Raw genomic sequence first — 24,393 nt, forward strand, 5'->3', positions numbered from 1 at the left:
GAATGTTGAAAAGATATAGTACATTCTTGATCTAAGTGGGTACTGCCCATAAAGTATCAAACTAATATAATAATAATTTAGATGTGAACGAGGTCGATTTGTCACATTTCCAGCAAACTATCTCCGCTTTGATTGAGCGAGTACAAAATGCCCAAGCAAGCGAAGTTCGTTGTGTTGAAGTTCTAACGCAAAAACCATCGTTTGCATTTATAGAATGGCTTCATGCTCAACCGCTCTTTCCTAAGTTCTACTGGCAGTCACGCGACACTCGTGAAGAGGTTGTTGCGCTCGGACAGTTACATACGTTTTCAGATCCTGCACCCGCGTACGCTATTCTTGGTGAAGACCAACGAATCTGGGGTGGACGCTCGTTTGATGGGCACACCGCAAAGAACCGTCGCTGCATGGAGTCGTTTTTCTTCCTTCCTCAGGTTGAATTGATCCGCTTTGACAATACTTGGTCGCTGGCGGTTAATTTGTCCCCTGATCGCGTTTCTTCTATTAATGCTTTGAATAAGCTTTCTGTAGAAGCCGCGATATTGGCGCCTTTGTCTGCCCATATTGAACAGATCAATCACGTTCCAGAAAGAGAGCAGTGGGGCAACCTTGTCGATAAAGTGCTGCAAGGCATTAGCGATGAAGAGTACAAAAAAGTCGTTTTAGCACGTAAAACCACACTGCAACTCGATGCGCCTATCTGCGCAGCTCAATTACTTAAAGCCAGCTATCTGCAAAATCACCACAGTTTCCACTTTATGTTGGTGCTGGATTCTAAACACAGTTTCATTGGCTCGACACCAGAGCGCTTATATAGCCGACATGGTACGGAGCTTGATACCGAGGCGCTTGCTGGAACCATTGGTCGCGGAGAGAACGCTACTGAGGATATGGAACTGGCCAACTGGCTTTCTCAAGACAGCAAAAACCTCAATGAGAACCAGTATGTGGTCGACGACATCATTGAGCGTCTCACTCCTCATTCTCAAACGGTCCATGTTGAAAAGGATGCGCGTCTAGTGCGCTTGCGTAAGGTGCAGCATTTGAAGCGCAATATCCATGCTCAGCTCAACAATGGCGTTAATGGTGTGCAGTTGCTTGCTGCCTTACAGCCAACTGCTGCGGTGGCGGGTTTACCTCGTAAAGAGGCGATGGATTTCATTCTTGAACACGAACCGTTTGCACGAGGTTGGTATGCAGGCTCTGTAGGCTATATCAGTCATCAGCGAGCAGAATTCTGCGTGGCGATTCGAAGCGCCTTGATTGTAAACGATCAAGTACAACTGTTTGCTGGCGCGGGGATCGTGCCGGGATCGGTTGCCGAACATGAATGGCAAGAGCTGAACAAGAAGATGTCTACTCTGCTTAGCTTAATTTCAGATCACCCTCCATTGGGTGTCGCGTCATGAATCACGACCAAGCCGTATTAAATAGAGTTTGGTGTCACACGTTACTTGAAGAGCTTGCACGCAATGGCGTTGAACATGTTTGTGTTGCTCCGGGCTCTCGCTCAACGCCGCTAACTCTCGAAGCTGAAGCCAACTCCAAGTTAACCTTACACACGCACTTTGATGAGCGTGGTCTTGGGTTTTTAGCTTTAGGCTTAGCAAAGGCTAGCAACAAACCGGTTGCGGTGATTGTGACATCAGGAACCGCTGTGGCAAATTTGCTTCCTGCGACGGCTGAATCTGGGCTGACCCGAGAGAAGCTGATCTTGCTAACCTCTGATAGGCCCATCGACTTGGTCGACTGTGGTGCCAATCAAGCGATTCAGCAGCATGGTATCTTTTCTTCCCATGTAGAAAGTGCTTTAAACCTGCCAAGCCCAACCACACAGATTTCATTGAATTGGCTTCTAACATCGGTTGATAACGCGCTTGCGAAACAACGCAATGTTGGCGGTGCGATTCATATCAATTGTCCGTTCCCAGAGCCGCTCTATTCTAAGAGTAGTGCTGAGATGTATGCGGATTATACAAAGAGCGTGGCAGCTTGGAGAGCTTCAACCTGCCTTTACTCGAACACTTATTTGCCCAGTCATTTAATCGCTCAGCCTGTCTCAGCAAGTGATTATGTCGCTCGTAAAGGCGCAGTGATTATTGGTTCTATCGAGAATGAAGCCGCAATTAAAGCCAAGCAGTTTGCGACAGCTTTGGGCTGGCCAGTATTCTGTGACCCTCAATCGGGTGTCAGTAGTGACTGGAAACACTATGATTTATGGATGCAAAGTGACGCAGCCAAAGCACAGCTTAGTCAGTGTGATTTTATTATCCAGTTTGGTGAGCGCATCGTATCTAAGCGTCTTAACCAATGGGTAAAAGAACAAGCTGCCACATTTTGTTCATCGCAGTACATCGTTGTTTCACCAGATGCACATCGTATTAATCAAGATCATCTGCCTCAAACTCATATTGTCGCTGATATCGAACATTGGTTATCAGAGCAACATCTACCAACGCTGTTGGGAGAACATGCTGGCTGGGCGGCATCTTTGGCGGAAGTCGCGAATACGGTTCAGCAGTTAGCGTTGGCGCAAATCTCTAATAACGACCAACTGACAGAGTTGAGCGTTGCCGTTGACTTGTCGTCTAGACTTAAGGGCAGAGAGCTGTTTGTGGGAAATAGCTTGATGGTAAGGCTGGTGGATATGTTGTCATCAATATCTGCGACTCAAGTGTACAGCAACCGAGGTGCGTCGGGCATTGATGGCTTGGTGGCGACGGCTGCGGGAGTGATAAAAGCCAACCAGAATCCTTTGATGATGCTGATTGGTGACACCTCTTTGTTGTACGACCTAAATTCGCTGGCGCTACTTACTCACAGCACAACACCAATGGTTATTGTGGTTACCAATAACGATGGTGGGGCAATCTTTGATTTTTTGCCGGTTCCTGAGCAACAAAAACAGTCTCTATATCAAATGCCTCATGGTTTCAATTTTGAACATGCTGCTGCGCAATTCCATCTTGGTTATGCGGCGCCAGAAACCTTGAATTGCTATCAAACGCTCATCGAAAAACATTTTGAACAAGGTCAGGGTACCTTGCTCGTAGAAGTTAAGACGCCTCCCGAACAAGCGTCTACTTTGCTGAAGCAATTCAGCTCAATGCTCACCGAGGCATTAGCCTAAGGACTTTACATGCTTTACTCCAATTATTACCCAGCAGTACAAGAATCTTCTGACAAACCTTTGCTTGTTTTTTTACATGGTTTACTCGGAAGCGGGGATGATTGGAGTGCATGCCACCCCTTCCTCGAAGACTTTCCTCGTCTTTGCATAGATTTGCCCGGACACGGACAAAGCCGGTTTATCGACCCTGTAGGCTTTGATCATTGCTGTACCAAGATAGTTCAGTGCATCACATCTCAGCTGGCTCTCAACGATCTTCCTGTCGATTATCCTATCGTGGTGATTGGGTATTCTATGGGGGGAAGGCTTGCCATGTATGGGGTAACAAGCCCTTGCTTCGAAACTCTTAACTTAGAGAAAGTCATCATTGAAGGTGGCAACTTTGGCTTGGAATGTGATGAAGAAAGAGCACAAAGGTTAGTACACGATACGCAATGGGCTGTTCGCTTTGCACAGCAGTCGATTGAAGATGTTTTAGACGATTGGTATCAACAAAGCGTCTTTTCTTCACTAAATCATGAGCAAAGACAAACTTTGGTCATAAAGCGTAGTGGTAACCTTGGAGTATCCGTAGCAAATATGTTGTTATCTACTTCGTTAGCTAAGCAACCGGATTTACGTGCCACATTGAAATCTCATGAGCATTTATTGCATTATGTATGTGGAGAAAAAGATCGTAAATTCATGGAGCTAGCTGAGAATAGTGGCTTTGAATATAGTCAGGTGGATTACGCGGGTCATAATGTTCATTTTGAGCAACCAGAGATGTTTTCAAATCTGATCATCCAATGTATCGCCAGTCGTTGATGAACTGACTGAGCGAACCTCTCGTATCAAGCGCTATAGAAAGCAGAGCAACACCGTCGCGACTCTACGCTAGTCGCGCTCTCTAATAGAATAATGGGAATCATCATGGCTAAAACAGTAGGCATCACAGAAGAAGAACTTTACGCAGCCGTTAACTGGCGCGATGAAAGCAGTCAATATGAAGATATTCAATACCACAAGTCTGATGACGGTATTGCGAAAATCACGATTGCTCGCCCTCAAGTGCACAATGCGTTCCGTCCACAAACCGTAAAAGAGATGATCAATGCACTGGCTGATGCTCGTTATGACGAGAAAGTTGGCGTAATCATTTTGACTGGTCTTGGTGAGAAGGCGTTCTGTTCTGGTGGTGACCAAAGTATCCGTGGTGACTACGGCGGTTACCAAGATGACTCAGGTACGCACCACTTGAATGTACTTGATTTCCAACGTCAAATTCGTACTTGTCCAAAACCAGTTATCGCAGCGGTATCGGGTTGGGCAGTCGGTGGCGGTCATGTACTTCACATGATGGCAGACCTTACTATTGCAGCTGAAAACGCGCAGTTCGGTCAGACGGGTCCTAAAGTGGGTTCTTTCGATGGCGGTTGGGGTGCTTCTTACATGGCTCGTATCGTTGGTCAAAAGAAAGCACGTGAAATCTGGTTCTTGTGCCGCTTCTACGATGCACAAGAAGCACTGGACATGGGCCTTGTAAACACCGTTGTTCCTGTTGCTGACCTAGAAAAAGAGACAGTTCGTTGGTGTCGTGAAGTGCTTCAACACAGCCCAATGGCACTGCGTTGCTTGAAAGCGGCACTGAACGCTGACTGTGATGGTCAAGCAGGCTTACAAGAGTTGGCTGGTAACGCAACCATGATGTTCTACATGACAGAGGAAGGCCAAGAAGGCCGCAACGCATTCAACGAGAAACGTCGACCGGACTTCGACAAGTTCCCGCGTAATCCATAGTCTTTCTCCTCTTCAAAATGAGTCGCTAATAGCGGCTCGTTTTGTTTTGATGTTCCCCGTTTTTTAGGAAACTTTATGAACTCAGTGAATTCTCAGCGTCACGCTAAACTTTACCGTTATCAATTACCTATGGATAGTGGTGTGGTTCTTCGTGACAATAAGTTGAACGAACGTGTTGGCTATATCATCCAACTTGAGTGTGATGGTAAAACTGGTTTTGGCGAAGTTGCGCCTTTGCCCGGTTTTAGCCAAGAAGATGCCGAACAAGCTGGCATTCAGCTTCAACACGAATTAGAGCTTTGGAGCCACAATAAGCCTCAAACGCCTTTCGACGAGCTGTATCCTTCTGTCGCGTTTGGCTTTTCAATGGCGATGATGGAATTGCGAGGCGATCTTAACGCTCAAGGTAACTACCAAGCGGCGCCTTTGTGTACAGGCGATCCAGATGAACTGATTCCTGTATTGAATGAGATGGTAGGCGAGAAGGTCGCGAAAGTGAAAGTCGGCCTCTACGAAGCGATTCGCGATGGCATGTTGGTTAGCTTATTCCTTGAGTCGATCCCTGATTTGATTCTAAGACTTGATGCCAACCGTGCGTGGAAGCCAGAGAAAGCGAAGCAATTCATTAAATACATTTCGCCGTCAATGCGCCAGCGTATAAGCTTTATCGAAGAGCCTTGCCAAAAGCCAGAAGACAGTTTGGCCTTTGCCATTGACCATGGTGTGGCGATTGCGTGGGACGAGACACTGCAAGAAGCGGTGCGCAGCCCGGAATTTGATCTTAGCGACCTTACTGGTGTTAAAGCAGTCGTGATCAAGCCAACTCTTATTGGTTCTGTCGAGCGTTGCGTGGCAATCATTGAGCGAGCACAGAAGCTTGGAATGAAACCTGTATTGAGCTCAAGCATTGAGTCGAGCCTAGGTCTGACTCAGATTGCTCGTCTGGCGCAGCAATATTTGCCAAATGAAGTGCCGGGGTTGGATACGATTGGCTTGTTCAAGCAGCAGCTAGAGGTTTCTTGGCCGGGCTGTCAGTTGCCTGTCTCTACGCTTGAAAAGCAACAATTGATTTGGTCTTCTTAGACCGAGCTATTTGAATGGCTATTTAGTTAGCTTAACAAGTTCTTAATCTATTTTTGGTTATCATATGATGCGCCCACAATCTAATCATCCCCCGCTCTGGGTAAAGTGGGCGCAGCAAAACCCACTTCAACCAGCGTTAGTGACCACTCACCGCACTTATACTTGGCAGCAAGTGTTTGTGTTGGTTAGTGAGTACCAACAACAGCTATCTCATCAAGGCCTATCTGAAGGTGATGTACTGACGATTGTTGGTAAGAATCAAGCTGAAGTGATCCCTGTTTATCTTGCCGCACTCAATTTGGGTATGGTTTGTGCGTTTACGATGCCTCAGCCTAGTTTACGCCTGAAGCAAAAGCTCGATTCCTTATATCAAGCAGATCAACAGAGCTACCTTTGGCTCTTGGGCAATAGCGGAATAGAGCAATCAGAGACTGCCGATTTGAATACTCAGTTGGTGACCTTGCCTTGCCTAAGTGAACTGAAGTTTGATGGTGATGATGAGCAGATAACGACACCTCAAGAATCCAATTTCAATCCGCAAAATCTAGCGAGCATCGTATTCACTTCAGGTTCTACCGGAAACCCAAAAGCGGTCGCTCATACACTTGAGCAGCACCTATGCTCTGCGTCAGGGCTGCTTGAGGTGTTTCGTTATCAACAAGGTGACACGTGGTTACTGAGTTTACCTATGTACCATGTGTCGGGGCTGGCGATAGTTCATCGTTGGTTGGCGGCTGGTGGTTGCATCAAAATAGGCACAGGTCAGCTTGAAACCGATATAGAAGAATGCAGTCATGCTTCATTGGTCGCTACTCAACTACATCGATTGTTAAAGAGTAAGCAAGCACTTACTTTAACGCATGTACTTTTGGGTGGTAGTCATATACCAGAAGCACTTGGGCTCGAAGCTCAACAAATGGGCATCGAAACATGGCTTGGATACGGCATGACTGAAGCGGCTTCAACCGTGACTGCGAAGCCCGTTGATGCCGGCAGCACCGCCGGTTTTGTCCTTAACCATCGCCAGCTAAAAATTGAAGAACAACGTATCTTTATTGGTGGCGAGACGCTCGCGTCCGGGTATTACTATCAAGGTAACTTAACGCCATTAGTTGATAAGAGCGGTTGGTTTGATAGCAAAGATCTTGGTGAGTGGCTTGGCGAACAAGTGTCGATTATTGGCCGTGCCGACAACCAGTTTATTTCTGGTGGTGAGAACATTCATTGCGAAGAAATTGAGCGAGTACTCAATCAATTGTCTGAGGTTAATCAGGCTTTTATTGTTCCCATTGAAGATGATGAGTTCGGATTTCGACCTGCAGCGATTGTCGATTGTGCTGAGTTGCCAACCAAAGAGTGGTTTATCGAGCAGTTAACTGGTCGTCTTGAACGGTTCAAATTTCCTATTGAGTATTATCGAATGCCTGAGCAAGAACTGCAGGGTATTAAGGTTTCACGCGCTGGATTGGCATCTTGGTTGTCTCAGCATAGGAGTTAAAGGTAAGCGCTTACCTCAACGTTATTTGCGAAGTTGTTAGGTGACTAAGTTGGCAGGCGGTTAGTTAATTTAGCAATTAGATAGTTCAAAACAGAATTTATTATCTTTATAACCATCCATCATAATAAGCCATATAAATAACGGATTATAGAATAAGGTCTTATTATGAAAATTGCCCTCATCATTGCGGTTTTACTGCAGATAGGCCAAGCGATCATCTCATCGGGGTTGACTCGTTCGTTGGCTGAGCTCACCGCATTTGTGTTGGTTGTGGTACTTGTTTTAATGAAAAGAGAGAGCAAGAAGAGTGATAAGCCCCTGTTTGATTCGTGATTGTTACAACAAAGAATACCCTTACCACAAACGATAAAGGCAAAGCCCATTGGAGCTTTGCCTTTTTGTTTTTCTGCTCGCTAACCCGAGTGTCTAGGTAACCAGACAATCATCTAAAGTGTTTATTTGCAGGCTAGGCGAGAGTTAACCACGCCAATGAACCCGTTGAGATCATGACCCACATTGTAATACCAAACATCAGTGGTTTCGGCCCTGCCGCTTTTAACTTCTCAACTGAAATACCACAGCCAATTAAGAACAAACACACGACCAGTGCTCGCTTAGACACATCAAAGATTCCTTGATAGACCATCTCAAATTGTGGCAGTAAGTCACTTACCGCAATAGCGGCGCAATAGAAGAAAATGAAGTAGGGAACCGTAATCTTCTTTTGATCGTTCTTGAAGATCATCGCACTAATTAAAGCGATTGGGATGATCCAAAGTGCGCGAGCGAGCTTCAATGTTGTCGCTGTCGTCAGTGCTTCTTCGCCATACGCTGAAGCTGCACCTACTACAGAAGACGTATCGTGAATCGCAATAGCTGCCCAAGTACCAAATGTTTGTTGGCTGAGTTCAAGCGCGTGACCAATCATCGGGAATAAGAATAGAGCAACCGAGTTCAACACGAATACGGTGGCTAATGCCAAGCCAATCTGTTCATCGTCTGCTTTGATCGCGGGTGCCACTGCTGCTATCGCGCTACCACCACAAATCGCGGTACCAGAAGATATAAGATAGCCCGTAGTGCGGTCTAGCCCCATTTGTTTCGCCAAGAACCAACCAATGACTAATGTACCGATAATCGTCGTTACAATGAGCCCAATACCATCGCCTGTTACTGCTAATGCTTTTTCAAACTGAATACCAAAACCCAAGCCAACAATAGAGTAGGCCAGTAGCTTTTTGGTAAGTTTGCCGACTTCCAAGTGTTCAGGGACTAATCCTAAACTAGCAAGCAGGAAACCGATAACCAGGGCTGTCGGTGAGCTAACCCAAGGCGTTAAGCAAAACAGTGCAGCAAGATAAAATGGAGTGGACTTTTTTAGGTTCATTGTATTTAGAGTCTTGTTTTGTTGTGGCGTTATTGTGATGAGACCACTATACGTTCAATAAGATGATAAGTAAGTCTAAATGAATTGAACAAACGTTAAGGAAAACTTAACGCTTGTTCAACTGATATGAATAAAGGGCTGGTTAACTAGCGTAATGATCCGCGAAGGTCAGAGACTGACTGTCGAAGCGTTTCACAAGAGGCTTGTTTAGGTGAAATCGGCTCGCCAGCTTCTATCTCTAGCTTAGTCCAGAAGCGAGTGGGTAACCCTTTGCAGGCACGGCCTTTGTAACGACTAAAGTAGCTACCCCATAATCCTTTAAGAGCCATAGGAATCACTGGGACAGGGGAACGTTTGATGATCAGCTCCATACCACGCATGAACTCAGCCATTTCGCCATCAGAGGTGAGCTTTCCTTCTGGGAAAATACACACGATGTGACCTTCATGCAGGGCACGCTCTACTTCTTTGAAAGCGTTTCGAATCGAGTTGCGGTTGGTCGCGGAGATTGGAATCACCCCAGCTCTTTTCAAGAAGCGTCGAATTGGCGGCAACTTGGTGTAATCCTCTTCCATCACAAAACGGATCAAGCGAGGGCAAACCGCACTAAGCAGCAGTGCATCCATATAACTCACATGGTTGCAGACAATCAACGCACCGCCCTTTTCTGGCAGGTGATGTAAGTTCTTATGTTTAACTCTGTACATGGTGTGAGTGACCACCCACGTAAAGAAGCGGAAAGCGTAGATAGGCACCTGATAAAACAGGTACAGCATCACCAAAGTGTTGCCCACTGCGAGCAAGATAAACAGCTGCGGAATTGAAAGATCTAGAACACTAAGGCAAACAATACCTAATACCGCACTTCCCACCATGAACAGTGAGTTGTAGATATTGAGCCCGGCAATCACTTGGGCACGCTCGTCGGGCTTGGCACGTAACTGCATCAGTGAATACAGAGGAACAATAAAGACACCGCCAGAGATACCCAGAAGCAGAAGGTAAGCAAACAGTGGCCACAGCTCTGAGTAGGTTACGAATTGATGGAAAGAACTAAAGTCAGGCAAAGACTCCGGGATGGATATCGCCATCAGAAGACCGAAGATCGAGATACCTAAGCTGCCCATTGGCACGATGCCGATTTCAATTCGGTGATTAGATAACTTATCACAAGCTAAAGAGCCGATTGCAATGCCTACCGAGAATAGTGCCAGTAAAAAGGCGACGGAGCTTTCAGTGCCGTTTAGATGCAGTTTAGTGAAGTTGGGGAACTGAGTTAGGTAAGCCGCACCAAGGAACCAGAACCAGCTGATAGACATCAGAGCTTGAAAGGTCGGGCGATCTTTTTTGGCAATCGCAAGTGTCGCGCAGGTCAGTTTTACAGGTTGCCACTTTACTTTAAGATCTGGTGCATTACTTGGCGCATGTGGGATAAAGCAGCTTGATGCATAGCCAAGCACGGCGAACGAAACAATACACACCGCAGCAATGAGCTTCGCGCCTTCTTCAGATGCAATGATGCCTGCGCCTAGAGTACCAATCAGGATCGCTAAGAATGTACCTGTCTCGACGAGAGCGTTACCAGATACCAGTTCTTTTGTTTCTAACTGCTGTGGAAGCAGGGCATACTTCACCGGACCAAAGAAAGCACTCTGCGTTCCCATAAGGAACAGGAGCAGAAGTAATATTCCGTAGCTTTCGTAGATAAAACCGACCGCACCCAGTGACATGATCACTACTTCGAGGAGCTTAACTTTACGGATAAACCACGATTTTTCGTATTTGTCGGCCAGTACACCTGCTAAAGCTGAAAATAGGAAGAAGGGCAGAATAAAAAGGCCTGCGGCCAAATTAATGAATAGATTGCTGGAAATAGGCAGCGTGTCTACGCTTGCGAAAGCAACAAACAGTAACAGGACATTTTTGAATATGTTGTCGTTAAAGGCTCCTAGAAATTGGGTAATAAAGTAGGGTAGGAACCTTTTTTGCGTTAACAGCGAAGATTGGCTGCTGTTGTTCATTGTCTTTCCTTGGATGATTACCAGTTGGTTAAGTAGTTTGAGACTAGGTTATTGATCAGCTCTTTACCATCAATAGGCTCAGAGGCGAAAAATTTATCATCAACGCTAAGTAGAGTAATTCCGTGTACTCCAGACCATAATACACGGCTGGCTTTAACGACTTCGCTTTTCGTATGTTCAGGAGCAATCGCTACTAGCAACTGCTCTAGCATGCCTGTCATTCTATCGATGCGGTTCGATTGCCATTCAGGAAGGTTTTCACCGTTCATGTTGTGCTCAAAGATAAGCTGCCAACGGTGAGGGTGTTTTTGTGCAAAATCGTGGTAGCAGTAGGCAAGGTTGAATAGAGCTTGCTGAGGATTGCTCGATTGTTCAACTGCTACAGCAGATTCTGACGCCAGTTCATCTAATGTTTGAGCAACAACATGCAATAGCAATAGGTTGTAGTTGCCGAATACATTCACCAAGGTACTTGGAACATAACCAATCATATTGGCGATTTTGCGTAGACTTAACTCGTGATAAGAGTGCTCTTCTAAGAAGTCGGTCACCGTTTTTAAGGTTAATTGCACTAATTGTTCGCGAGTGTGATCGTTTCGTCTTGCCATGGGTACTTTCTATTAAATGAACATCGTTCAATATTTTAATGGCGCCCCAGAGTGCCGTCAATCCCTTCGCTAGTTTAGTAATCAATTAATAGCCGCAATATTATGATACATGTGTAAACGTCGTGAATATTTCATTGTTCTTTGTTAACGAGTATGATTAAGGTGTCGAAAGATAAAAAACCTATAAAGGATAATAATGAAACGATTTTTCTCACTAGTCGCGATCCTGTTGGTAACAGTCGCGGTGACGCCAATCGCGGAAGCGAAAAAGTTTGGTGGTGGTAAGTCATTTGGCAAAAGCTTTAAAACGGCTCCAGCACCAAAACAACAAAACACGAATTCGATCCGTCAAGATCAAACAGGTAAGAACACAGCAGCTAACTCTAGCAAGAAAGGCCTTATGGGCGGTCTGCTAGGTGGTTTACTTGCTGGTGGTCTTTTAGCTGCATTCTTTGGTGGCGCATTTGAAGGTATCCAGTTCATGGATATTCTGATTATGGGTCTGATTGCTTTCCTAGCGTTTAAATTCCTACGTGGAATGTTGGGTGCGAAGCAGGGCTCAATGAATCAGCAGAGTGCACGTGGCCAACAGCCAGCATTCGGCGGCATGGGTCAGAACAAGTTTGAACAACCTAAGCAACAACCAAATGTTCATAACTTCGAGCAAGCACAACCTCAATCACAAGGCACTGCTGGTGGTTTCGGTTTTGGTGCACAAAGCGATGTTCCACATAACTACCCACCGGGCTTTGATCAAGCAGCATTCATCAACGGTTCTCGTGAGCACTACCGTACACTGCAAGGTGCATGGAACCACAATGAGCTAAACACGATTGAAGAATACGTATCTCCAAGCCTATTTGAAGACCTAAAAGCTGAGCGTAATAAGCTAGACGGTTATCAGCACACAGACGTAATGTACGTTGATGCTGAAATCGTTCGCGCAGACCACGATGGTAGCAAAGCACAGCTAAGCCTTCAGTTTAGCGGTCGTTACCGTGACACAGCGGATGGCGTTGAAGAAGATATCACTGATATCTGGCACCTAGAGCGTGACCTAACAACTAACAATGCACCTTGGTTAATTGTTGGTATTCAAGGTTAATTCCAGGATTTAACTCAACATCAATAGGATGTAGTTATTCGGAATGACACCAAATAATAGAAAGCCCCTGCTGAGAAATCAGCAGGGGCTTTTTTGCGTCTAATGATATGTATCTTAGTTAAAGATTGGATTAACCTGAGACTAACTAACTGATTTTATTTGGATGTAATGAGTAATGACAAAGTTCTTTGAACCCGTATTGGAGCCTGAGGTTACTTTGCAGCAGAAACAGATAATTGCGAACGAATGCGAAGAACATGTATCGACCCATTGTTTAGGCTGCGCTGCTTATCTGGTTTGTGAGCGTCATGCTGAAGTATGGGATCACTGATGTTTGAATGATTTAGCTCGATTAGTTATTTGTAGTAGCGGGTTAGTGTTTAGGAAGTTGAGGGTTGTTTTAGAAGACACGTTTAGTAAGAGATAAAGCTCAGAAACGAAAAAAGCCAACTCAATGAGTTGGCTTTTCGATTTTCCAATTAAGGAGAATATGGTGGAGGGAGACGGATTCGAACCATCGAAGGCAGTGCCGGCAGATTTACAGTCTGCTCCCTTTGGCCACTCGGGAACCCCTCCAGGGTGTGTCTTACTCTTCACAAAGTAAGCCTAAATTGATGTTTTCCCATAAGCCCATCAATCAGGTTGTTCTCTTAACTCTTAAAAGAGGTAAGAAGAATATGGTGGAGGGAGACGGATTCGAACCATCGAAGGCAGTGCCGGCAGATTTACAGTCTGCTCCCTTTGGCCACTCGGGAACCCCTCCAGGGTGTGTCTTACTTTTCACAAAGTAAGCCTAAATTGATGTTTTCCCATAAGCCCATCAATCAGGTTGTTCTCTTAACTCTTAAAAGAGGTAAGAAGAAATATGGTGGAGGGAGACGGATTCGAACCATCGAAGGCGGAGCCGGCAGATTTACAGTCTGCTCCCTTTGGCCACTCGGGAACCCCTCCAGGGTGTTTTTTCCTAACTCATAATGGATAGGCTAAAGAGATGTTTTTCCCAACGCATCTCTCAAGTGCGGAGCGCATCATAGCAAACACGTTAAACCTGTAAAGAGTTTTTCTTATGGTTTTGTGTTGAATGCTGCCTTTTTGGGCAAAGATGGCGAAAAGTACGCATATTGCTCGGGAAGTGAACATCTGTACTAAGGTTTACGTAGTGATAGGTAACACCTTGAGGTAACTCGCTTTCTGCATTGTGTTTGGTTTGTGCAATTCGCCAAGAAACGTAAATGGAATTTAATCTAGATTTACACTTCTTGACGTTACAGCATTCATCAGTTGATAGAATACGGTTAATTTCATTTATAGATATTAAATCTCACTTGCAGACCATTATTATGAAGCATAAATCTGTTTTAACCCTGCTTAGCTTGTCTATTCTTATGGCGTCTCCAGCCGCACTAGCTAAACGCATGGGCCCTAGCACTGTCACTGTTGTTACTGAGCAAGTTGATATTCACCAAGTTAGCCAATCTCTTTCTTTGGTAGGTAAGTTAGAAGCAGAACAATCTGTGATCATTACCTCTGAAGTAGCGGGCAGAGTTGACTCTATCAACATCAAAGCCAATCAAGATGTCACCAAAGGGCAGATGTTGGTTCAATTAGATGACGACAAAGCAAAAGCAGCAGTTGCAGAAGCGCAAGCGTATTTAAAAGACGAGAAACGTAAGCTAGCGGAATTTCAACGCCTAGTGAAACGTAACGCGATCACGCAAACTGAAATTGACGCTCAGAAAACGAACGTAGAGATCGCCAACGCTCGTTTAGCTGCTGCAAATGCCAATCTGAAAGATCTTCACATCAGCGCGCCATTCTCGGGCACTGTTGGTTTTATCGACTTTAGCCGCGGTAAAATGGTGACTGCAGGTACTGAACTCGTGACCTTAGATGACCTATCGGTAATGCAATTAGATCTGCAGATCCCGGAGCGCTACCTTTCTAAACTGTCTAAAGGTATGAAAGTAACGGCTCGCACTAGCGCATGGGGCGACACTCAGTTCACTGGTACTGTAGTAGGCATTGATTCTCGTATTAACGCTGAAACCTTGAACCTTCGAGTTCGAATCCATTTCGACAACAATAATGATTATCTAAAGCCAGGTATGTTAGTGGCGGCGGATATGGACTTCCCACCAGTGGAAGCGCCAATCATTCCAGTTCAAGCGCTTGAGTATTCAGGTACGAAGCGTTTCGTTTATGTTATCGACGAAGATAATAAAGCAACTCGTACAGAAGTTTTCCTTGGGGCACGTATCGATAACGAAGTCGTGATCGACAAAGGCATCGAAATTGGCCAGAAGATCGTGGTGCAAGGTATCGTGAACATGCGTGACGGCGTCTTGGTTCAAGAGCTTGCCGTTAATCGCCCAGCTGATGCAGCAAGTGATAAAAAAGCACAAGAAGGCGCTAACTAATGTTGTTATCTGATGTTTCTGTAAAGAGACCAGTAGCGGCCGTCGTATTGAGCCTACTATTGGTTGTGTTTGGTATTGTCTCTTTCAATAAGCTCGCGGTTCGTGAGATGCCAGATATTGAAAGCCCGGTAGTATCGATCAGTACTCGTTATGAGGGTGCGTCTGCCACCATCATTGAAAGCCAAATAACCTCCAACCTTGAAGACCAGTTATCCGGCATCAGTGGTATCGATGAGATCGAATCCACAACGCGTAACGGTATGTCGCGTATCACGATTACTTTTGAGCTTGGTTACGACCTCAATACCGGTGTGAGTGATGTTCGTGATGCTGTAGCTCGTGCGCAGCGTTCATTGCCCGATGAAGCCGACGACCCAATTGTTTATAAGAACAATGGTAGTGGTGAAGCTTCGGTCTACATCAACTTAAGTTCGACGGAGATGGACCGAACGCAGTTAACCGACTACACCGAACGTGTGTTGATTGACCGCTTTAGTTTGATTTCTGGCGTGAGCTCGGTGGATATCTCAGGTGGCTTGTACAAAGTAATGTACGTAAAGCTGAAACCTGCGCAGATGGCGGGTCGTGGCGTTACTACCTCGGACATCACTTCTGCTCTGAACAGTGAGAACATTGAAAGCCCAGGTGGTGAAGTACGTAACGATGCGATTGTGATGTCGGTTCGTACTGCTCGTTCTTACACTGAAGCGGAAGATTTCGAATATCTAGTCGTTAAACGTGCCTCTGATAACACACCTATCTACTTGAAAGACGTAGCGGATGTTTACATTGGCGCAGAAAACGAGAACTCGACCTTTAAGAGTGACGGCGTTGTTAACGTAAGCATGGGTATCGTGCCTCAGTCAGATGCGAACCCACTTGAGGTGGCTGACTTAGTCCATAAAGAAGTCGAAGCAATTCAAAAGTTCTTGCCAGACGGTACTCGTTTAGCTGTCGATTATGACTCAACAGTCTTTATTGACCGTTCAATCTCAGAGGTATACAGCACACTCTTTATCACGGGTGGCTTGGTTATCCTTGTGCTTTACATCTTTATTGGTCAAGCACGTGCAACACTTATTCCAGCGGTAACCGTACCTGTATCTCTGATCTCGTCGTTTATTGCCGCGTACTACTTCGGTTTCTCCATCAACCTGATTACCCTGATGGCACTTATCCTGTCGATTGGTTTGGTGGTCGATGATGCGATCGTGGTGGTTGAGAACATTTTCCACCATATCGAACGTGGTGAGTCACCGCTGCTTGCGGCCTATAAAGGTACTCGTGAAGTAGGCTTCGCGGTAATCGCAACAACGCTTGTATTGGTAATGGTATTCCTACCAATCTCGTTCATGGACGGCATGGTTGGCCTATTGTTTACCGAGTTTTCTGTATTGCTTGCGATGTCGGTGATCTTCTCGTCGCTAGTCGCATTAACGCTAACGCCAGTGCTAGGCAGTAAGATCCTTAAAGCGAACGTTAAACCAAACCGTTTCAATTTGTTTGTCGAGCGCGTATTTGGCAAGCTTGAGTCTGGATACCGCGCGGTATTGCGCCGTGCTCTTAACTGGCGTTGGGCCGCTCCAATCATCATTATCGCGTGTATGGGCGGTAGTTATGGCTTGATGCAACAAGTGCCGTCGCAACTGACGCCACAAGAAGACCGTGGTGTTATATTTGCGTTTGTTCGTGGTGCCGATGCAACCAGTTACAACCGTATGTCTGCCAACATGGACATCGTTGAAGAACGCTTAATGCCATTGCTTGGTCAGGGCTTCTTGAAGTCATTCAGTATTCAATCACCAGCGTTTGGTGGTAATGCGGGTGACCAAACGGGCTTCGTAATCATGATCCTAGAAGACTGGGATGAGCGTGACGTTACCGCACAAGAAGCGTTGAACGAAGTTCGTAAATCGTTGAACGGCATTCCAGATGTGCGTGTATTCCCGTTCATGCCGGGCTTCAAAGGTGGTTCAAGTGAGCCTGTTCAATTCGTACTTGGCGGTTCTGATTACTCTGAACTTCAGAAGTGGGCAGAGCTCTTAAAGCAAGCGGCTGAAGATTCTCCAATGATGGAAGGCGCGGACATCGATTACTCTGAGAAAACACCAGAGCTATTGGTAACCGTAGATAAGCAGCGTGCAGCAGAGCTAGGTGTTAGCGTTTCAGACATTTCAGATACGTTAGAAATCATGCTTGGCGGCCGCAGTGAAACGACCTTCGTTGACCGTGGTGAAGAGTACGACGTGTATCTGCGTGGTGATGAAAACAGCTTCAACAACGCGAACGATCTAAGCCAAATCTACATGCGAACTCAGTCTGGTGAGCTGGTTACACTTGATACGCTGACGCACATTGAAGAAGTGGCTTCATCGATTCGTTTGTCGCACTACAACAAGCAGAAATCGGTGACCATTAAAGCGAACCTAATGGAAGGTTACACGCTGGGTGACGCGCTCGATTTCCTTGATGAACAAGCGATTGAACAGCTACCGGGTGATATTTCAGTGAGCTACTCTGGCGAGTCAAAAGACTTTAAAGAGAACCAATCAAGTATCCTAGTGGTGTTTGCGCTAGCGATGCTGGTCGCATACTTGGTACTGGCCGCGCAGTTTGAAAGCTTCATTAACCCGCTGGTGGTGATGTTCACCGTACCTATGGGTATCTTCGGTGGCTTCTTAGGCTTGGTGCTGATGAGTCAAGGGCTCAACGTCTACAGCCAGATTGGTATGATCATGTTGATCGGTATGGTAACCAAAAACGGTATCTTGATCGTAGAGTTTGCTAACCAACTTCGTGACCGTGGTATTGAGTTTGAAAAGGCGATCATTGATGCTTCTGCTCGACGCTTACGTCCAATCATGATGACGGCATTCACGACGCTGGCTGGTGCAATTCCATTGATTACTTCAACGGGCGCAGGCTATGAAAGCCGAGTGGCTGTGGGTACGGTTATCTTCTTCGGTATGGGCTTCGCGACATTGGTAACTCTGTTCGTTATCCCTGCGATGTACCGACTGATTTCAGGATCAACACGCTCTCCGGGTCACGTGGAAGCGGAACTTAATAAAGAGCTTAGCCATGACAACGTGGGAAGAAGCAGTCACGGTTAATGAACACGCACGATTAATGAACACGGAATAGTGTAACAATATTGAAAAGCCTGCGTTTGCTCCTAGCGAATTGCAGGCTTTTTTTGTATAACAAACAGAGCTCAACGAATTAATACAATAGATCGAATAAAGGAAAGTAAAGTGGCTGAATTTAAATACAAAGATCTTTCTCAAGAAGAACAAGATAAGCTGGATGCAGCAACCTTTCGTCGCCTGCTAGCACACCTAGATAACAATAAAGATGTGCAGAACATCGATCTGATGATCTTGGCTGGCTTCTGCCGAAACTGTTTCAGTAAATGGTACAAAGCGGAAGCAGAGCAACAAGGCTTAGACTTGGATATCGATGACGCTCGTGAGCGTGTATACGGCATGACTTACGATGAGTGGAAACAAAACCATCAACCAAAAGCGACGCCTGAACAACTTGCGGCATTTGAAGCGAAGCAGAAGCCAGAGTAATTTGTTCTCGTTAGTGGCTGATTAATAGAATGAATAAACAAAAAGGGCCCATCAAGGGCTCTTTTTAGTTTGGAGTCGGTGCTTGCTCTGTATTTAAGCCAACTCACCCGTTTGCGAGAAAGCTTCTAACTTCGCCGCGTACGGCTGTAGGTCACCGATATTCAGATTTACCCACTCGTCATTGAAGTAAGTGTCTAGGTAACGTTCACCGCTATCACATAGCAAAGTCACGATAGAACCTTTTTCTCCACGAGCTTTCATTTCACTGGCTAGCTGAAGCACACCGTACATGTTAGTACCGGTTGATGCACCAACCTTGCGACCAAGAATGTCAGATAACCAATGTGTCGTTGCGATACTTGCTGCGTCTGGGATTTTACGCATTTCGTCAACCACACCAGGAATGAAGCTTGGTTCTGCTCGTGGGCGACCAATGCCTTCAATCTTGCTGAATGTACTACATTTCACGTTCGCATTGCCTGTTTGGAAGTATTCGTGGAATACAGAGTTCTCTGGGTCGACAACACAAAGCTTAGTTTCATGTTGTTGGTAGCGAATGAAACGGCCAATCGTCGCTGAAGTACCGCCAGTACCTGGGCTCATTACTACCCAAACTGGAACTGGGTGATCTTCCATCTGCATTTGATTGAAAATCGAGTTCGCGATGTTGTTGTTACCACGCCAGTCGGTTGCGCGCTCAGCGTAAGTAAATTGATCCATGTAGTGACCATTCAATTCTTCTGCTAAACGGCGAGACTCATCGTAAATTTCATCTGAGCGGTCCACAAGATGCGCTTGGCCGCCGTAGAATTCAATTTGCTCGATCTTTTTCTTCGCTGTGCATTTTGGCATTACCGCGATAAATGGAAGGCCAAGTAGGCGAGCGAAGTAAGCTTCAGACACCGCAGTACTGCCCGATGAAGATTCAATGATCGTGGTTTCTGGGCCAACCCAACCGTTACAGATAGCGTATAAGAAGAGAGAACGCGCTAAACGGTGCTTTAAAGAGCCTGTAGGGTGTGTGCTTTCATCTTTAAGGTAAACATCAATGCCTTCGATACTTGGTAGATCGAGCTTGATAAGGTGCGTATCCGCTGAGCGTTGGTAGTCCGCTTCAATTTTACGAATCGCGTTGTTAATCCATTGATGGTCAGTGCACATAAACGTTCTCCTGATCGAGTGTAGGAATTCTTTGTAATTGGTATGGTTCTAATTTATCTATAATCGGAGAGAAAAACTTTGCCATATTTGCTTTGTTTTGCTTAAATTGTAGAAAATTATTCTCTTTAAATGCGATTTGGTGAAAGTGTGATAGATGCCGTAGATAAAAAAATATTAGGGTTACTGCAAGAAGACAGCACCCTGTCATTGAACGATATTTCTGAAGCGGTCAATCTCACTACAACGCCTTGTTGGAAAAGGCTTAAGCGCCTCGAAGAGAACGGCATTATTGAGAAAAGAGTTGCACTGCTGAACCCGGAAAAACTGGATCTTTCCTTTACTGCGTTCGTATTGGTGAAAACCAGTGATCATTCTCATGAGTGGTATGGTCGTTTTGTGAATACTGTGTCGGAATTTCCAGAAGTGATGGAGTTCTATCGCATGGCTGGCGAATATGATTATATGATGAAGGTTCAGGTTAAAGACATGAAGTGCTTTGATGATTTCTATAAGCGCTTGGTGAATAGCATTGATGGTATCTCTAATGTGACCTCGACGTTTGCGATGGAACCATTGAAGTACACGACAGCATTGCCGCTTTAAGCTGCGCCTAGTAATAGATTAACTATCGCTTTAGTTTAACTATCTTCTCAGTTTAGATCTCGTCTCTGCGATAAAGAAAAGGATTATTCATGTTTGCAAAAGTATCTACCGCTATCCAGCTGGTACTGGCGGTCGCCATTTTTTACTTGGGTTACACCATCTACTCATTGACTAATAAAGTCGGTGAAATCGTTGATACTTACCCGCAAGTTATCGAAGACATATCGGGCCTCACCAAAGGGCTCAAAGTAGAAGAGCTATTAGCGCTTGCAGAACATGTCAGCGATCTTGCTCCTCAGGTGTTAAACACTGTCGAAGAAGTTAGAAAGACGATCGATGATGTGAATCAAACCGTAGCCTCGGTCGACAACAAAATCCCTGCGATATTAGATGAAGTGAAAAATGTTCGAACGGAAGTCGAGCAGGTAAGAACCGATGTTATTCCACCAACATTAACTGAATTAAAGAGATACCGCGTAGACGTAATGCCACCAATGCTCGCTGAAAGTAAGTCTTACCGCGAACAGACTATTCCTGTCATCGTCACGGAATCTGAAATGCTACGAGCGGAAGTCCCAGGTATTTTGGCACAAGCTAATTTGTTAGCTGATAAGAGTAAGGAACTCGCTCAGGGAGCCGCTGAGGGCGCGGTGAAAGGCGTAGTGTTATCGCCATTTAACCTTCTACGAGACGCAGGTGATGGCATTAAAACGCGAGTTCAAGGCGAGTTTGAGCCAACGTTAGAAGTTGAGTAGGTTTTATTGATTTTTGCGTGACGAGTTTTCTTAAGCGTCATTAAAGAAAGAGGCTAGGTATTAAACCTAGCCTCTTTTTGTTTGTGCGTATTTGAGGCTTGTAAGAAGCGTTTATCCGCTATTTATTTGAGTGCTATTTAGTAAAACGCATCACACCTTCTTGTACTGCTGTCGCTACCAGCTCACCTTTCTGGTTGAAGATCTCGCCGCGCACTAGGCCGCGAGTGTTCGCTGCCGTTGGGCTTTCAATCGCATAAAGCAGCCATTCGTCCATTTTGAATGGGCGGTGGAACCAGATTGAGTGGTCAATCGTCGCCACTTGAAAATTTGGCGTCATGATAGAGACTTCATGTGGGTGAAGCGCCGTCACTAAGAATCCCCAATCCGATGCGTAGGCAAGCAGGTATTGGTGGATCAAGTGGTTGTCTGGCATCGCGCCATTCGCTCTTACCCAAAGGTATTGTTTCGCTTCCGTCTTCTTAGGTTTCAGTGGGTTTACCACCGTCACCGGACGCATCTCAATCGGCTTTTCGCCACAGAAGGTTTTGCGCAGTTTCTCTGGTAAGAATTCCGCAATGTGGCTCGCTAATTCAGTTTCTGAGGCAAAGTTCTCTGGTCCCGGAATATCAGGCATTGAAATCTGGTGCTCAAACCCTGGCGCATCGCCATGATAAGAAGCAGTGAGATAGAAAATAGGGCGGCCATTTTGAATCGCTTTTACACGGCGTGTGCTAAAGCTGCGTCCATCTCGTAGGTTCTCAACATCGTAAATGATTGGCTTTTCAGGATCGCCGGGAAACAGAAAATAACTGTGGAACGAGTGAACACTACGGTCGTCTTGAACGGTATAACGAGCAGCAGAAAGCGCTTGTCCCAATACCTGACCGCCGTATACCTGTGGTAGGCCTAGGTTCTCACTTTGCCCACGGAATAAACCTTCTTCCAGTTTTTCTAGCTGAAGTAAACTTAGTAATTCTTGTAAAGGTTGACTCATCGCCAGCATTCCTCTTCGTAAAATGGGTGTCAGATTATGGTGTTAATCATTTAGCTTAGTCAGATATCTGTCAATAAATCATAGGGTTTCAAGACAGAATATGAAAGCTCTCTTATAATTGGTGAGTAGATTTGCCGAGTCCGGCAAACATGTTGAGAGAAATTGAATATGAAAAAGGCTCTAATTCTTATTACGTCTTTAGTATCGTTTGGCCTACTTGTTGGTTGCCAAGCAACATCAGAAACGAGCGCTTCTCAAGAAGTGGTTGCAGAGAACACTCAAGTGATTTCAGGAACAGTAAGCTACCGTGAAAGAATTGCATTGCCAGAGAATGCAGTGGTTACCGTTACGCTAGAAGATATCTCACTGGCTGATGCACCATCGACGGTTATCGCAACTCAAGAGTTCACCACAGACGGTAAGCAAGTACCGTTCGCATTCGAGCTGAGCTACGACAACGACAAAATTAAAGCTAACCACCGTTACAACATGCGCGCATCGATTCATGTTGACGGTAAACTGCGTTTCATAACGGACACGATTAAGTCAGTAATTACTGATGTAGAAAATACACAGCAAGCAGACCTACGTTTGGTTGGTGTTCGTTAATCAGAAATCGATGCCACTGTTAAGGCATCTTGATTGGCTTAACTTAGCCAGTTGAATTGACGATTAGTGGCAGCTCTAGGGCTGCCATTTGTATATTCTGAGTTTAACTTTTCCTGCATCACTCACCTCAACCCCTTCTTTAACCAAATGCTGCTTTTGTCTGTCGAACGAATCAGCCTTTAAAGATATTTCACCCTTGCTGTTTATCACTCGATACCAAGGCAGTTTGCTACCTTCTGGCAGGTTACCCAGCGCTTTACCAACATGGCGCGCATAGCCCGGAAATCCTGAAAAACGTGCTATGTCTCCATAAGTTGTTACTTTCCCATATGGAATTTGGTGAATCACAGCAAAGATTTGGCTTAAAAATTGGTCCATACTAAATGTTCCTAGTTCATAAATACCAATCACAGTAAGTAAGTGTTCAAAAATAGCGCAGGGAAAAAGCTTGAGAGCAAGGCCGCTCTTTTTGATAAGAAGTTTTGATAAGTAGTCATTCTCCAATCAAAAAATCTAACGAGGTTATCGAGTTTTTTAACAAGCTAGGGTGACCAGTTAATTACTACGATTGGTATGGTACCACGGATCGGTAGAAGGAGAGGGCTATGGTATTTTCAACGTTTCAGTTCTTGATCACCACATTATTAGCGGTTGTTTGCGCGAGAGCAATCAGTTTAAGTGAGGGAGATATCCCGGTGCTTGCAATGGTCATTCCTGCCTTATGGATTTTACCGCAGGGGGGCATGGCAGGATTAGCTTTGCTTGTTTCCATGACCACTTATGGTCTAACCCTTCCTTTGCAGCCCATCACGCTGTCTGTCAGTGCGTGGGTACTGTTCCCGCTATTGATGGTGGTCTTTTCAAGACGCAGTAGTTTGTCGGTCGTGATTATTTCCGGCTTGATTGTGACTACTTTGCAGGTCGGGATCATGGTGACACAATCAGCAGGCAAGCTTGAAGGCGTCCCGTGGGTTACCACACTTCAAACCTTATCAATCATCGTGATTTGGTGGGCGGCAAATCATCTTAAGCCTGCTAGCCGACACAGCTGGTGGTCATTAGGCTTAATACTTCCATTATGGATAGCCGATTTACCTTATGCCGCTTTGGTTGCCTTGTGTGTAACGGGCATCATGGCATCGATGGAAACGCTGACGCGCTTGAAAACCTTCCGCTGGAATAAACTATTATGTTGGACACTGCCAACGGTTGGTTTTGCGGCTTTGGTGATTACCCCAAGTATCGAAGTACCTAGTCCAGTTTTTGTAGTATGGTTGTGTCTATTAGGCACCGCGTGGATGACAGACTACATCATTCGCACAGAAGATAACGAAGATATCGATATCTAGTACTCCAGCAATCCAAACCTTCCAAATGCAGGTAAATGGTGAATTTACCTGCGATTTTCTAGTGGTTTGAATAAAGGATAAGCACTTAGACCGCAATTGTTCAAAAATAGGGTGGAAGGGCTTGCAATGGTTGCTGTGATGCTTAATAATCCAATCACTCTTTGAGGCAAGCCTCTTAGAAAACGAATCTATGGGGGCCTGGTCCTCCCGCAACAATAGCTCGTGAACTCGGTCAGGCCTGGAAGGGAGCAGCCGCAGCGAGTGACTTGTGTGCCGGGATGTGGCTGGGTTCCCACCCCTTATGATGTTTGCAAACTAACTT

General features: G+C 45.5%; 21 protein-coding genes, 3 tRNA genes and 1 other RNA gene. 16 read left to right on the plus strand and 9 right to left on the minus strand.

The features are described from left to right. Positions 1-98 precede the first annotated feature (98 nt). From AB4263_RS23555 to AB4263_RS23585, 7 genes are all read left to right on the plus strand, one after another. The gene (locus AB4263_RS23555) at positions 99-1,406 is read left to right on the plus strand and encodes an isochorismate synthase MenF (RefSeq protein WP_065583685.1); all 1,308 of its coding nucleotides are present in this window, start codon (positions 99-101) and stop codon (positions 1,404-1,406) included. Beyond that, positions 1,403-3,127, plus strand: a complete 1,725-nt coding sequence (gene menD, locus AB4263_RS23560; protein ID WP_372098986.1) for a 2-succinyl-5-enolpyruvyl-6-hydroxy-3-cyclohexene-1-carboxylic-acid synthase — start codon at positions 1,403-1,405, stop codon at positions 3,125-3,127. The genes AB4263_RS23555 and menD overlap by 4 nt, the downstream gene beginning before the upstream one ends. Positions 3,128-3,136: 9 nt before the next feature. Beyond that, positions 3,137-3,934 (plus strand): 2-succinyl-6-hydroxy-2,4-cyclohexadiene-1-carboxylate synthase, encoded by a 798-nt coding sequence (gene menH, locus AB4263_RS23565; RefSeq protein WP_017065885.1) that lies wholly within the window; start codon positions 3,137-3,139, stop codon positions 3,932-3,934. 105 nt (positions 3,935-4,039) lie between these two features. After that, the gene (gene menB, locus AB4263_RS23570; RefSeq protein WP_017064079.1) at positions 4,040-4,906 is read left to right on the plus strand and encodes a 1,4-dihydroxy-2-naphthoyl-CoA synthase; all 867 of its coding nucleotides are present in this window, start codon (positions 4,040-4,042) and stop codon (positions 4,904-4,906) included. A gap of 75 nt (positions 4,907-4,981) precedes the next feature. Next, the gene (menC, locus tag AB4263_RS23575; protein WP_065583687.1) at positions 4,982-5,989 is read left to right on the plus strand and encodes an o-succinylbenzoate synthase; all 1,008 of its coding nucleotides are present in this window, start codon (positions 4,982-4,984) and stop codon (positions 5,987-5,989) included. 64 nt (positions 5,990-6,053) lie between these two features. Then, entirely contained in the window at positions 6,054-7,487 is a 1,434-nt protein-coding gene (gene menE / locus AB4263_RS23580) for an o-succinylbenzoate--CoA ligase (RefSeq protein ID WP_372098987.1), read from the plus strand. A gap of 165 nt (positions 7,488-7,652) precedes the next feature. Then, positions 7,653-7,820 (plus strand): hypothetical protein, encoded by a 168-nt coding sequence (locus AB4263_RS23585; RefSeq protein ID WP_017068947.1) that lies wholly within the window; start codon positions 7,653-7,655, stop codon positions 7,818-7,820. A gap of 133 nt (positions 7,821-7,953) precedes the next feature. Here AB4263_RS23585 and AB4263_RS23590 read toward each other — a convergent pair whose 3' ends face one another. The 3 genes from AB4263_RS23590 to AB4263_RS23600 all read right to left on the minus strand — a co-directional run bounded on the left by AB4263_RS23590 (position 7,954) and on the right by AB4263_RS23600 (position 11,503). Beyond that, positions 7,954-8,874 carry a YeiH family protein gene (locus tag AB4263_RS23590; protein WP_372098988.1) on the minus strand — a complete coding sequence of 307 codons (921 nt, stop codon included), beginning with the start codon at positions 8,872-8,874 and terminating at the stop codon, positions 7,954-7,956. A gap of 146 nt (positions 8,875-9,020) precedes the next feature. Continuing rightward, on the minus strand, positions 9,021-10,895 hold the full coding sequence (locus AB4263_RS23595) for an MFS transporter (protein WP_372098989.1): 1,875 nt from the start codon (positions 10,893-10,895) through the stop codon (positions 9,021-9,023). Between the two features lie 17 nt (positions 10,896-10,912). After that, positions 10,913-11,503, minus strand: a complete 591-nt coding sequence (locus AB4263_RS23600) for a TetR/AcrR family transcriptional regulator (protein WP_372098990.1) — start codon at positions 11,501-11,503, stop codon at positions 10,913-10,915. A gap of 196 nt (positions 11,504-11,699) precedes the next feature. On the opposite strand from AB4263_RS23600, the gene AB4263_RS23605 reads away from it, so the two are divergent. After that, positions 11,700-12,608, plus strand: a complete 909-nt coding sequence (locus AB4263_RS23605) for a Tim44 domain-containing protein (RefSeq protein ID WP_372098991.1) — start codon at positions 11,700-11,702, stop codon at positions 12,606-12,608. Between the two features lie 491 nt (positions 12,609-13,099). Here AB4263_RS23605 and AB4263_RS23610 read toward each other — a convergent pair. The 3 genes from AB4263_RS23610 to AB4263_RS23620 form a co-directional block, all read right to left on the minus strand. Then, positions 13,100-13,184 (minus strand) — tRNA-Tyr (locus AB4263_RS23610). Positions 13,185-13,286: 102 nt separating this feature from the next. Beyond that, positions 13,287-13,371 (minus strand) — tRNA-Tyr (locus tag AB4263_RS23615). Positions 13,372-13,474: 103 nt separating this feature from the next. Next, positions 13,475-13,559 (minus strand) — tRNA-Tyr (locus tag AB4263_RS23620). 389 nt (positions 13,560-13,948) lie between these two features. Between AB4263_RS23620 and AB4263_RS23625 the strand changes: the two genes are divergently transcribed. The 3 genes from AB4263_RS23625 (at position 13,949) to AB4263_RS23635 (ending at position 18,600) form a co-directional block, all read left to right on the plus strand. Further along, the gene (locus tag AB4263_RS23625) at positions 13,949-15,025 is read left to right on the plus strand and encodes an efflux RND transporter periplasmic adaptor subunit (RefSeq protein ID WP_372058631.1); all 1,077 of its coding nucleotides are present in this window, start codon (positions 13,949-13,951) and stop codon (positions 15,023-15,025) included. Then, positions 15,025-18,138: a vibriobactin export RND transporter permease subunit VexH gene (gene vexH / locus AB4263_RS23630; RefSeq protein WP_372098992.1), complete on the plus strand. Its 3,114-nt coding sequence runs from the start codon at positions 15,025-15,027 to the stop codon at positions 18,136-18,138. Before AB4263_RS23625 ends, vexH begins: the two co-directional genes overlap by 1 nt. A gap of 141 nt (positions 18,139-18,279) precedes the next feature. Continuing rightward, positions 18,280-18,600: a DUF1244 domain-containing protein gene (locus AB4263_RS23635; protein WP_004736423.1), complete on the plus strand. Its 321-nt coding sequence runs from the start codon at positions 18,280-18,282 to the stop codon at positions 18,598-18,600. A gap of 93 nt (positions 18,601-18,693) precedes the next feature. Here the strand turns inward: AB4263_RS23635 and AB4263_RS23640 are convergent, their stop codons facing one another. Further along, positions 18,694-19,761 (minus strand): PLP-dependent cysteine synthase family protein, encoded by a 1,068-nt coding sequence (locus AB4263_RS23640; protein ID WP_372098993.1) that lies wholly within the window; start codon positions 19,759-19,761, stop codon positions 18,694-18,696. 129 nt (positions 19,762-19,890) lie between these two features. On the opposite strand from AB4263_RS23640, the gene AB4263_RS23645 reads away from it, so the two are divergent. Both AB4263_RS23645 and AB4263_RS23650 read left to right on the plus strand, forming a co-directional pair. Further along, a complete protein-coding gene (locus AB4263_RS23645) occupies positions 19,891-20,364 on the plus strand; it encodes an Lrp/AsnC family transcriptional regulator (protein ID WP_017062025.1) in 474 nt (157 codons plus the stop codon). A gap of 89 nt (positions 20,365-20,453) precedes the next feature. Next, a complete protein-coding gene (locus AB4263_RS23650; RefSeq protein WP_017070264.1) occupies positions 20,454-21,119 on the plus strand; it encodes a hypothetical protein in 666 nt (221 codons plus the stop codon). 133 nt (positions 21,120-21,252) lie between these two features. On the opposite strand, the gene tesB is transcribed toward AB4263_RS23650, so the two are convergent. Beyond that, on the minus strand, positions 21,253-22,113 hold the full coding sequence (gene tesB / locus AB4263_RS23655) for an acyl-CoA thioesterase II (protein ID WP_029235187.1): 861 nt from the start codon (positions 22,111-22,113) through the stop codon (positions 21,253-21,255). Positions 22,114-22,281: 168 nt separating this feature from the next. On the opposite strand from tesB, the gene AB4263_RS23660 reads away from it, so the two are divergent. Further along, positions 22,282-22,722, plus strand: coding sequence for a YbaY family lipoprotein (locus AB4263_RS23660; protein ID WP_017058951.1), 441 nt, complete (start codon positions 22,282-22,284; stop codon positions 22,720-22,722). 75 nt (positions 22,723-22,797) lie between these two features. On the opposite strand, the gene AB4263_RS23665 is transcribed toward AB4263_RS23660, so the two are convergent. Beyond that, complete coding sequence (locus AB4263_RS23665) at positions 22,798-23,100, minus strand: MGMT family protein (protein WP_017058952.1); 303 nt, start codon at positions 23,098-23,100, stop codon at positions 22,798-22,800. A 227-nt stretch (positions 23,101-23,327) separates the two neighbouring features. Here AB4263_RS23665 and AB4263_RS23670 point away from each other — a divergent pair, with 227 nt between their 5' ends. After that, positions 23,328-24,071: a hypothetical protein gene (locus tag AB4263_RS23670; RefSeq protein ID WP_372098994.1), complete on the plus strand. Its 744-nt coding sequence runs from the start codon at positions 23,328-23,330 to the stop codon at positions 24,069-24,071. A 196-nt stretch (positions 24,072-24,267) separates the two neighbouring features. Continuing rightward, positions 24,268-24,364: signal recognition particle sRNA small type (gene ffs, locus AB4263_RS23675), an RNA gene on the plus strand. Positions 24,365-24,393 lie beyond the last annotated feature (29 nt).

The sequence above is a fragment of the Vibrio sp. 10N.261.55.C5 genome (genome assembly GCF_041470505.1).
GTDB classification, from domain to species: Bacteria; Pseudomonadota; Gammaproteobacteria; order Enterobacterales; family Vibrionaceae; genus Vibrio; species Vibrio crassostreae_C.

What these genes read in the sequence shown, in the direction of transcription:
- menD (WP_372098986.1), top strand. Translation starts at nt 1,403, where the DNA reads ATGAATCACGACCAAGCCGTATTAAATAGAGTTTGGTGTCACACGTTA.
- menH (WP_017065885.1), top strand. Translation starts at nt 3,137, where the DNA reads ATGCTTTACTCCAATTATTACCCAGCAGTACAAGAATCTTCTGACAAA.
- menB (WP_017064079.1), top strand. Translation starts at nt 4,040, where the DNA reads ATGGCTAAAACAGTAGGCATCACAGAAGAAGAACTTTACGCAGCCGTT.
- menC (WP_065583687.1), top strand. Translation starts at nt 4,982, where the DNA reads ATGAACTCAGTGAATTCTCAGCGTCACGCTAAACTTTACCGTTATCAA.
- menE (WP_372098987.1), top strand. Translation starts at nt 6,054, where the DNA reads ATGATGCGCCCACAATCTAATCATCCCCCGCTCTGGGTAAAGTGGGCG.
- AB4263_RS23585 (WP_017068947.1), top strand. Translation starts at nt 7,653, where the DNA reads ATGAAAATTGCCCTCATCATTGCGGTTTTACTGCAGATAGGCCAAGCG.
- AB4263_RS23590 (WP_372098988.1), bottom strand. Translation starts at nt 8,874, where the DNA reads ATGAACCTAAAAAAGTCCACTCCATTTTATCTTGCTGCACTGTTTTGC.
- AB4263_RS23595 (WP_372098989.1), bottom strand. Translation starts at nt 10,895, where the DNA reads ATGAACAACAGCAGCCAATCTTCGCTGTTAACGCAAAAAAGGTTCCTA.
- AB4263_RS23600 (WP_372098990.1), bottom strand. Translation starts at nt 11,503, where the DNA reads ATGGCAAGACGAAACGATCACACTCGCGAACAATTAGTGCAATTAACC.
- AB4263_RS23605 (WP_372098991.1), top strand. Translation starts at nt 11,700, where the DNA reads ATGAAACGATTTTTCTCACTAGTCGCGATCCTGTTGGTAACAGTCGCG.
- AB4263_RS23625 (WP_372058631.1), top strand. Translation starts at nt 13,949, where the DNA reads ATGAAGCATAAATCTGTTTTAACCCTGCTTAGCTTGTCTATTCTTATG.
- vexH (WP_372098992.1), top strand. Translation starts at nt 15,025, where the DNA reads ATGTTGTTATCTGATGTTTCTGTAAAGAGACCAGTAGCGGCCGTCGTA.
- AB4263_RS23640 (WP_372098993.1), bottom strand. Translation starts at nt 19,761, where the DNA reads ATGTGCACTGACCATCAATGGATTAACAACGCGATTCGTAAAATTGAA.
- AB4263_RS23645 (WP_017062025.1), top strand. Translation starts at nt 19,891, where the DNA reads ATGCGATTTGGTGAAAGTGTGATAGATGCCGTAGATAAAAAAATATTA.
- AB4263_RS23650 (WP_017070264.1), top strand. Translation starts at nt 20,454, where the DNA reads ATGTTTGCAAAAGTATCTACCGCTATCCAGCTGGTACTGGCGGTCGCC.
- tesB (WP_029235187.1), bottom strand. Translation starts at nt 22,113, where the DNA reads ATGAGTCAACCTTTACAAGAATTACTAAGTTTACTTCAGCTAGAAAAA.
- AB4263_RS23660 (WP_017058951.1), top strand. Translation starts at nt 22,282, where the DNA reads ATGAAAAAGGCTCTAATTCTTATTACGTCTTTAGTATCGTTTGGCCTA.
- AB4263_RS23665 (WP_017058952.1), bottom strand. Translation starts at nt 23,100, where the DNA reads ATGGACCAATTTTTAAGCCAAATCTTTGCTGTGATTCACCAAATTCCA.
- AB4263_RS23670 (WP_372098994.1), top strand. Translation starts at nt 23,328, where the DNA reads ATGGTATTTTCAACGTTTCAGTTCTTGATCACCACATTATTAGCGGTT.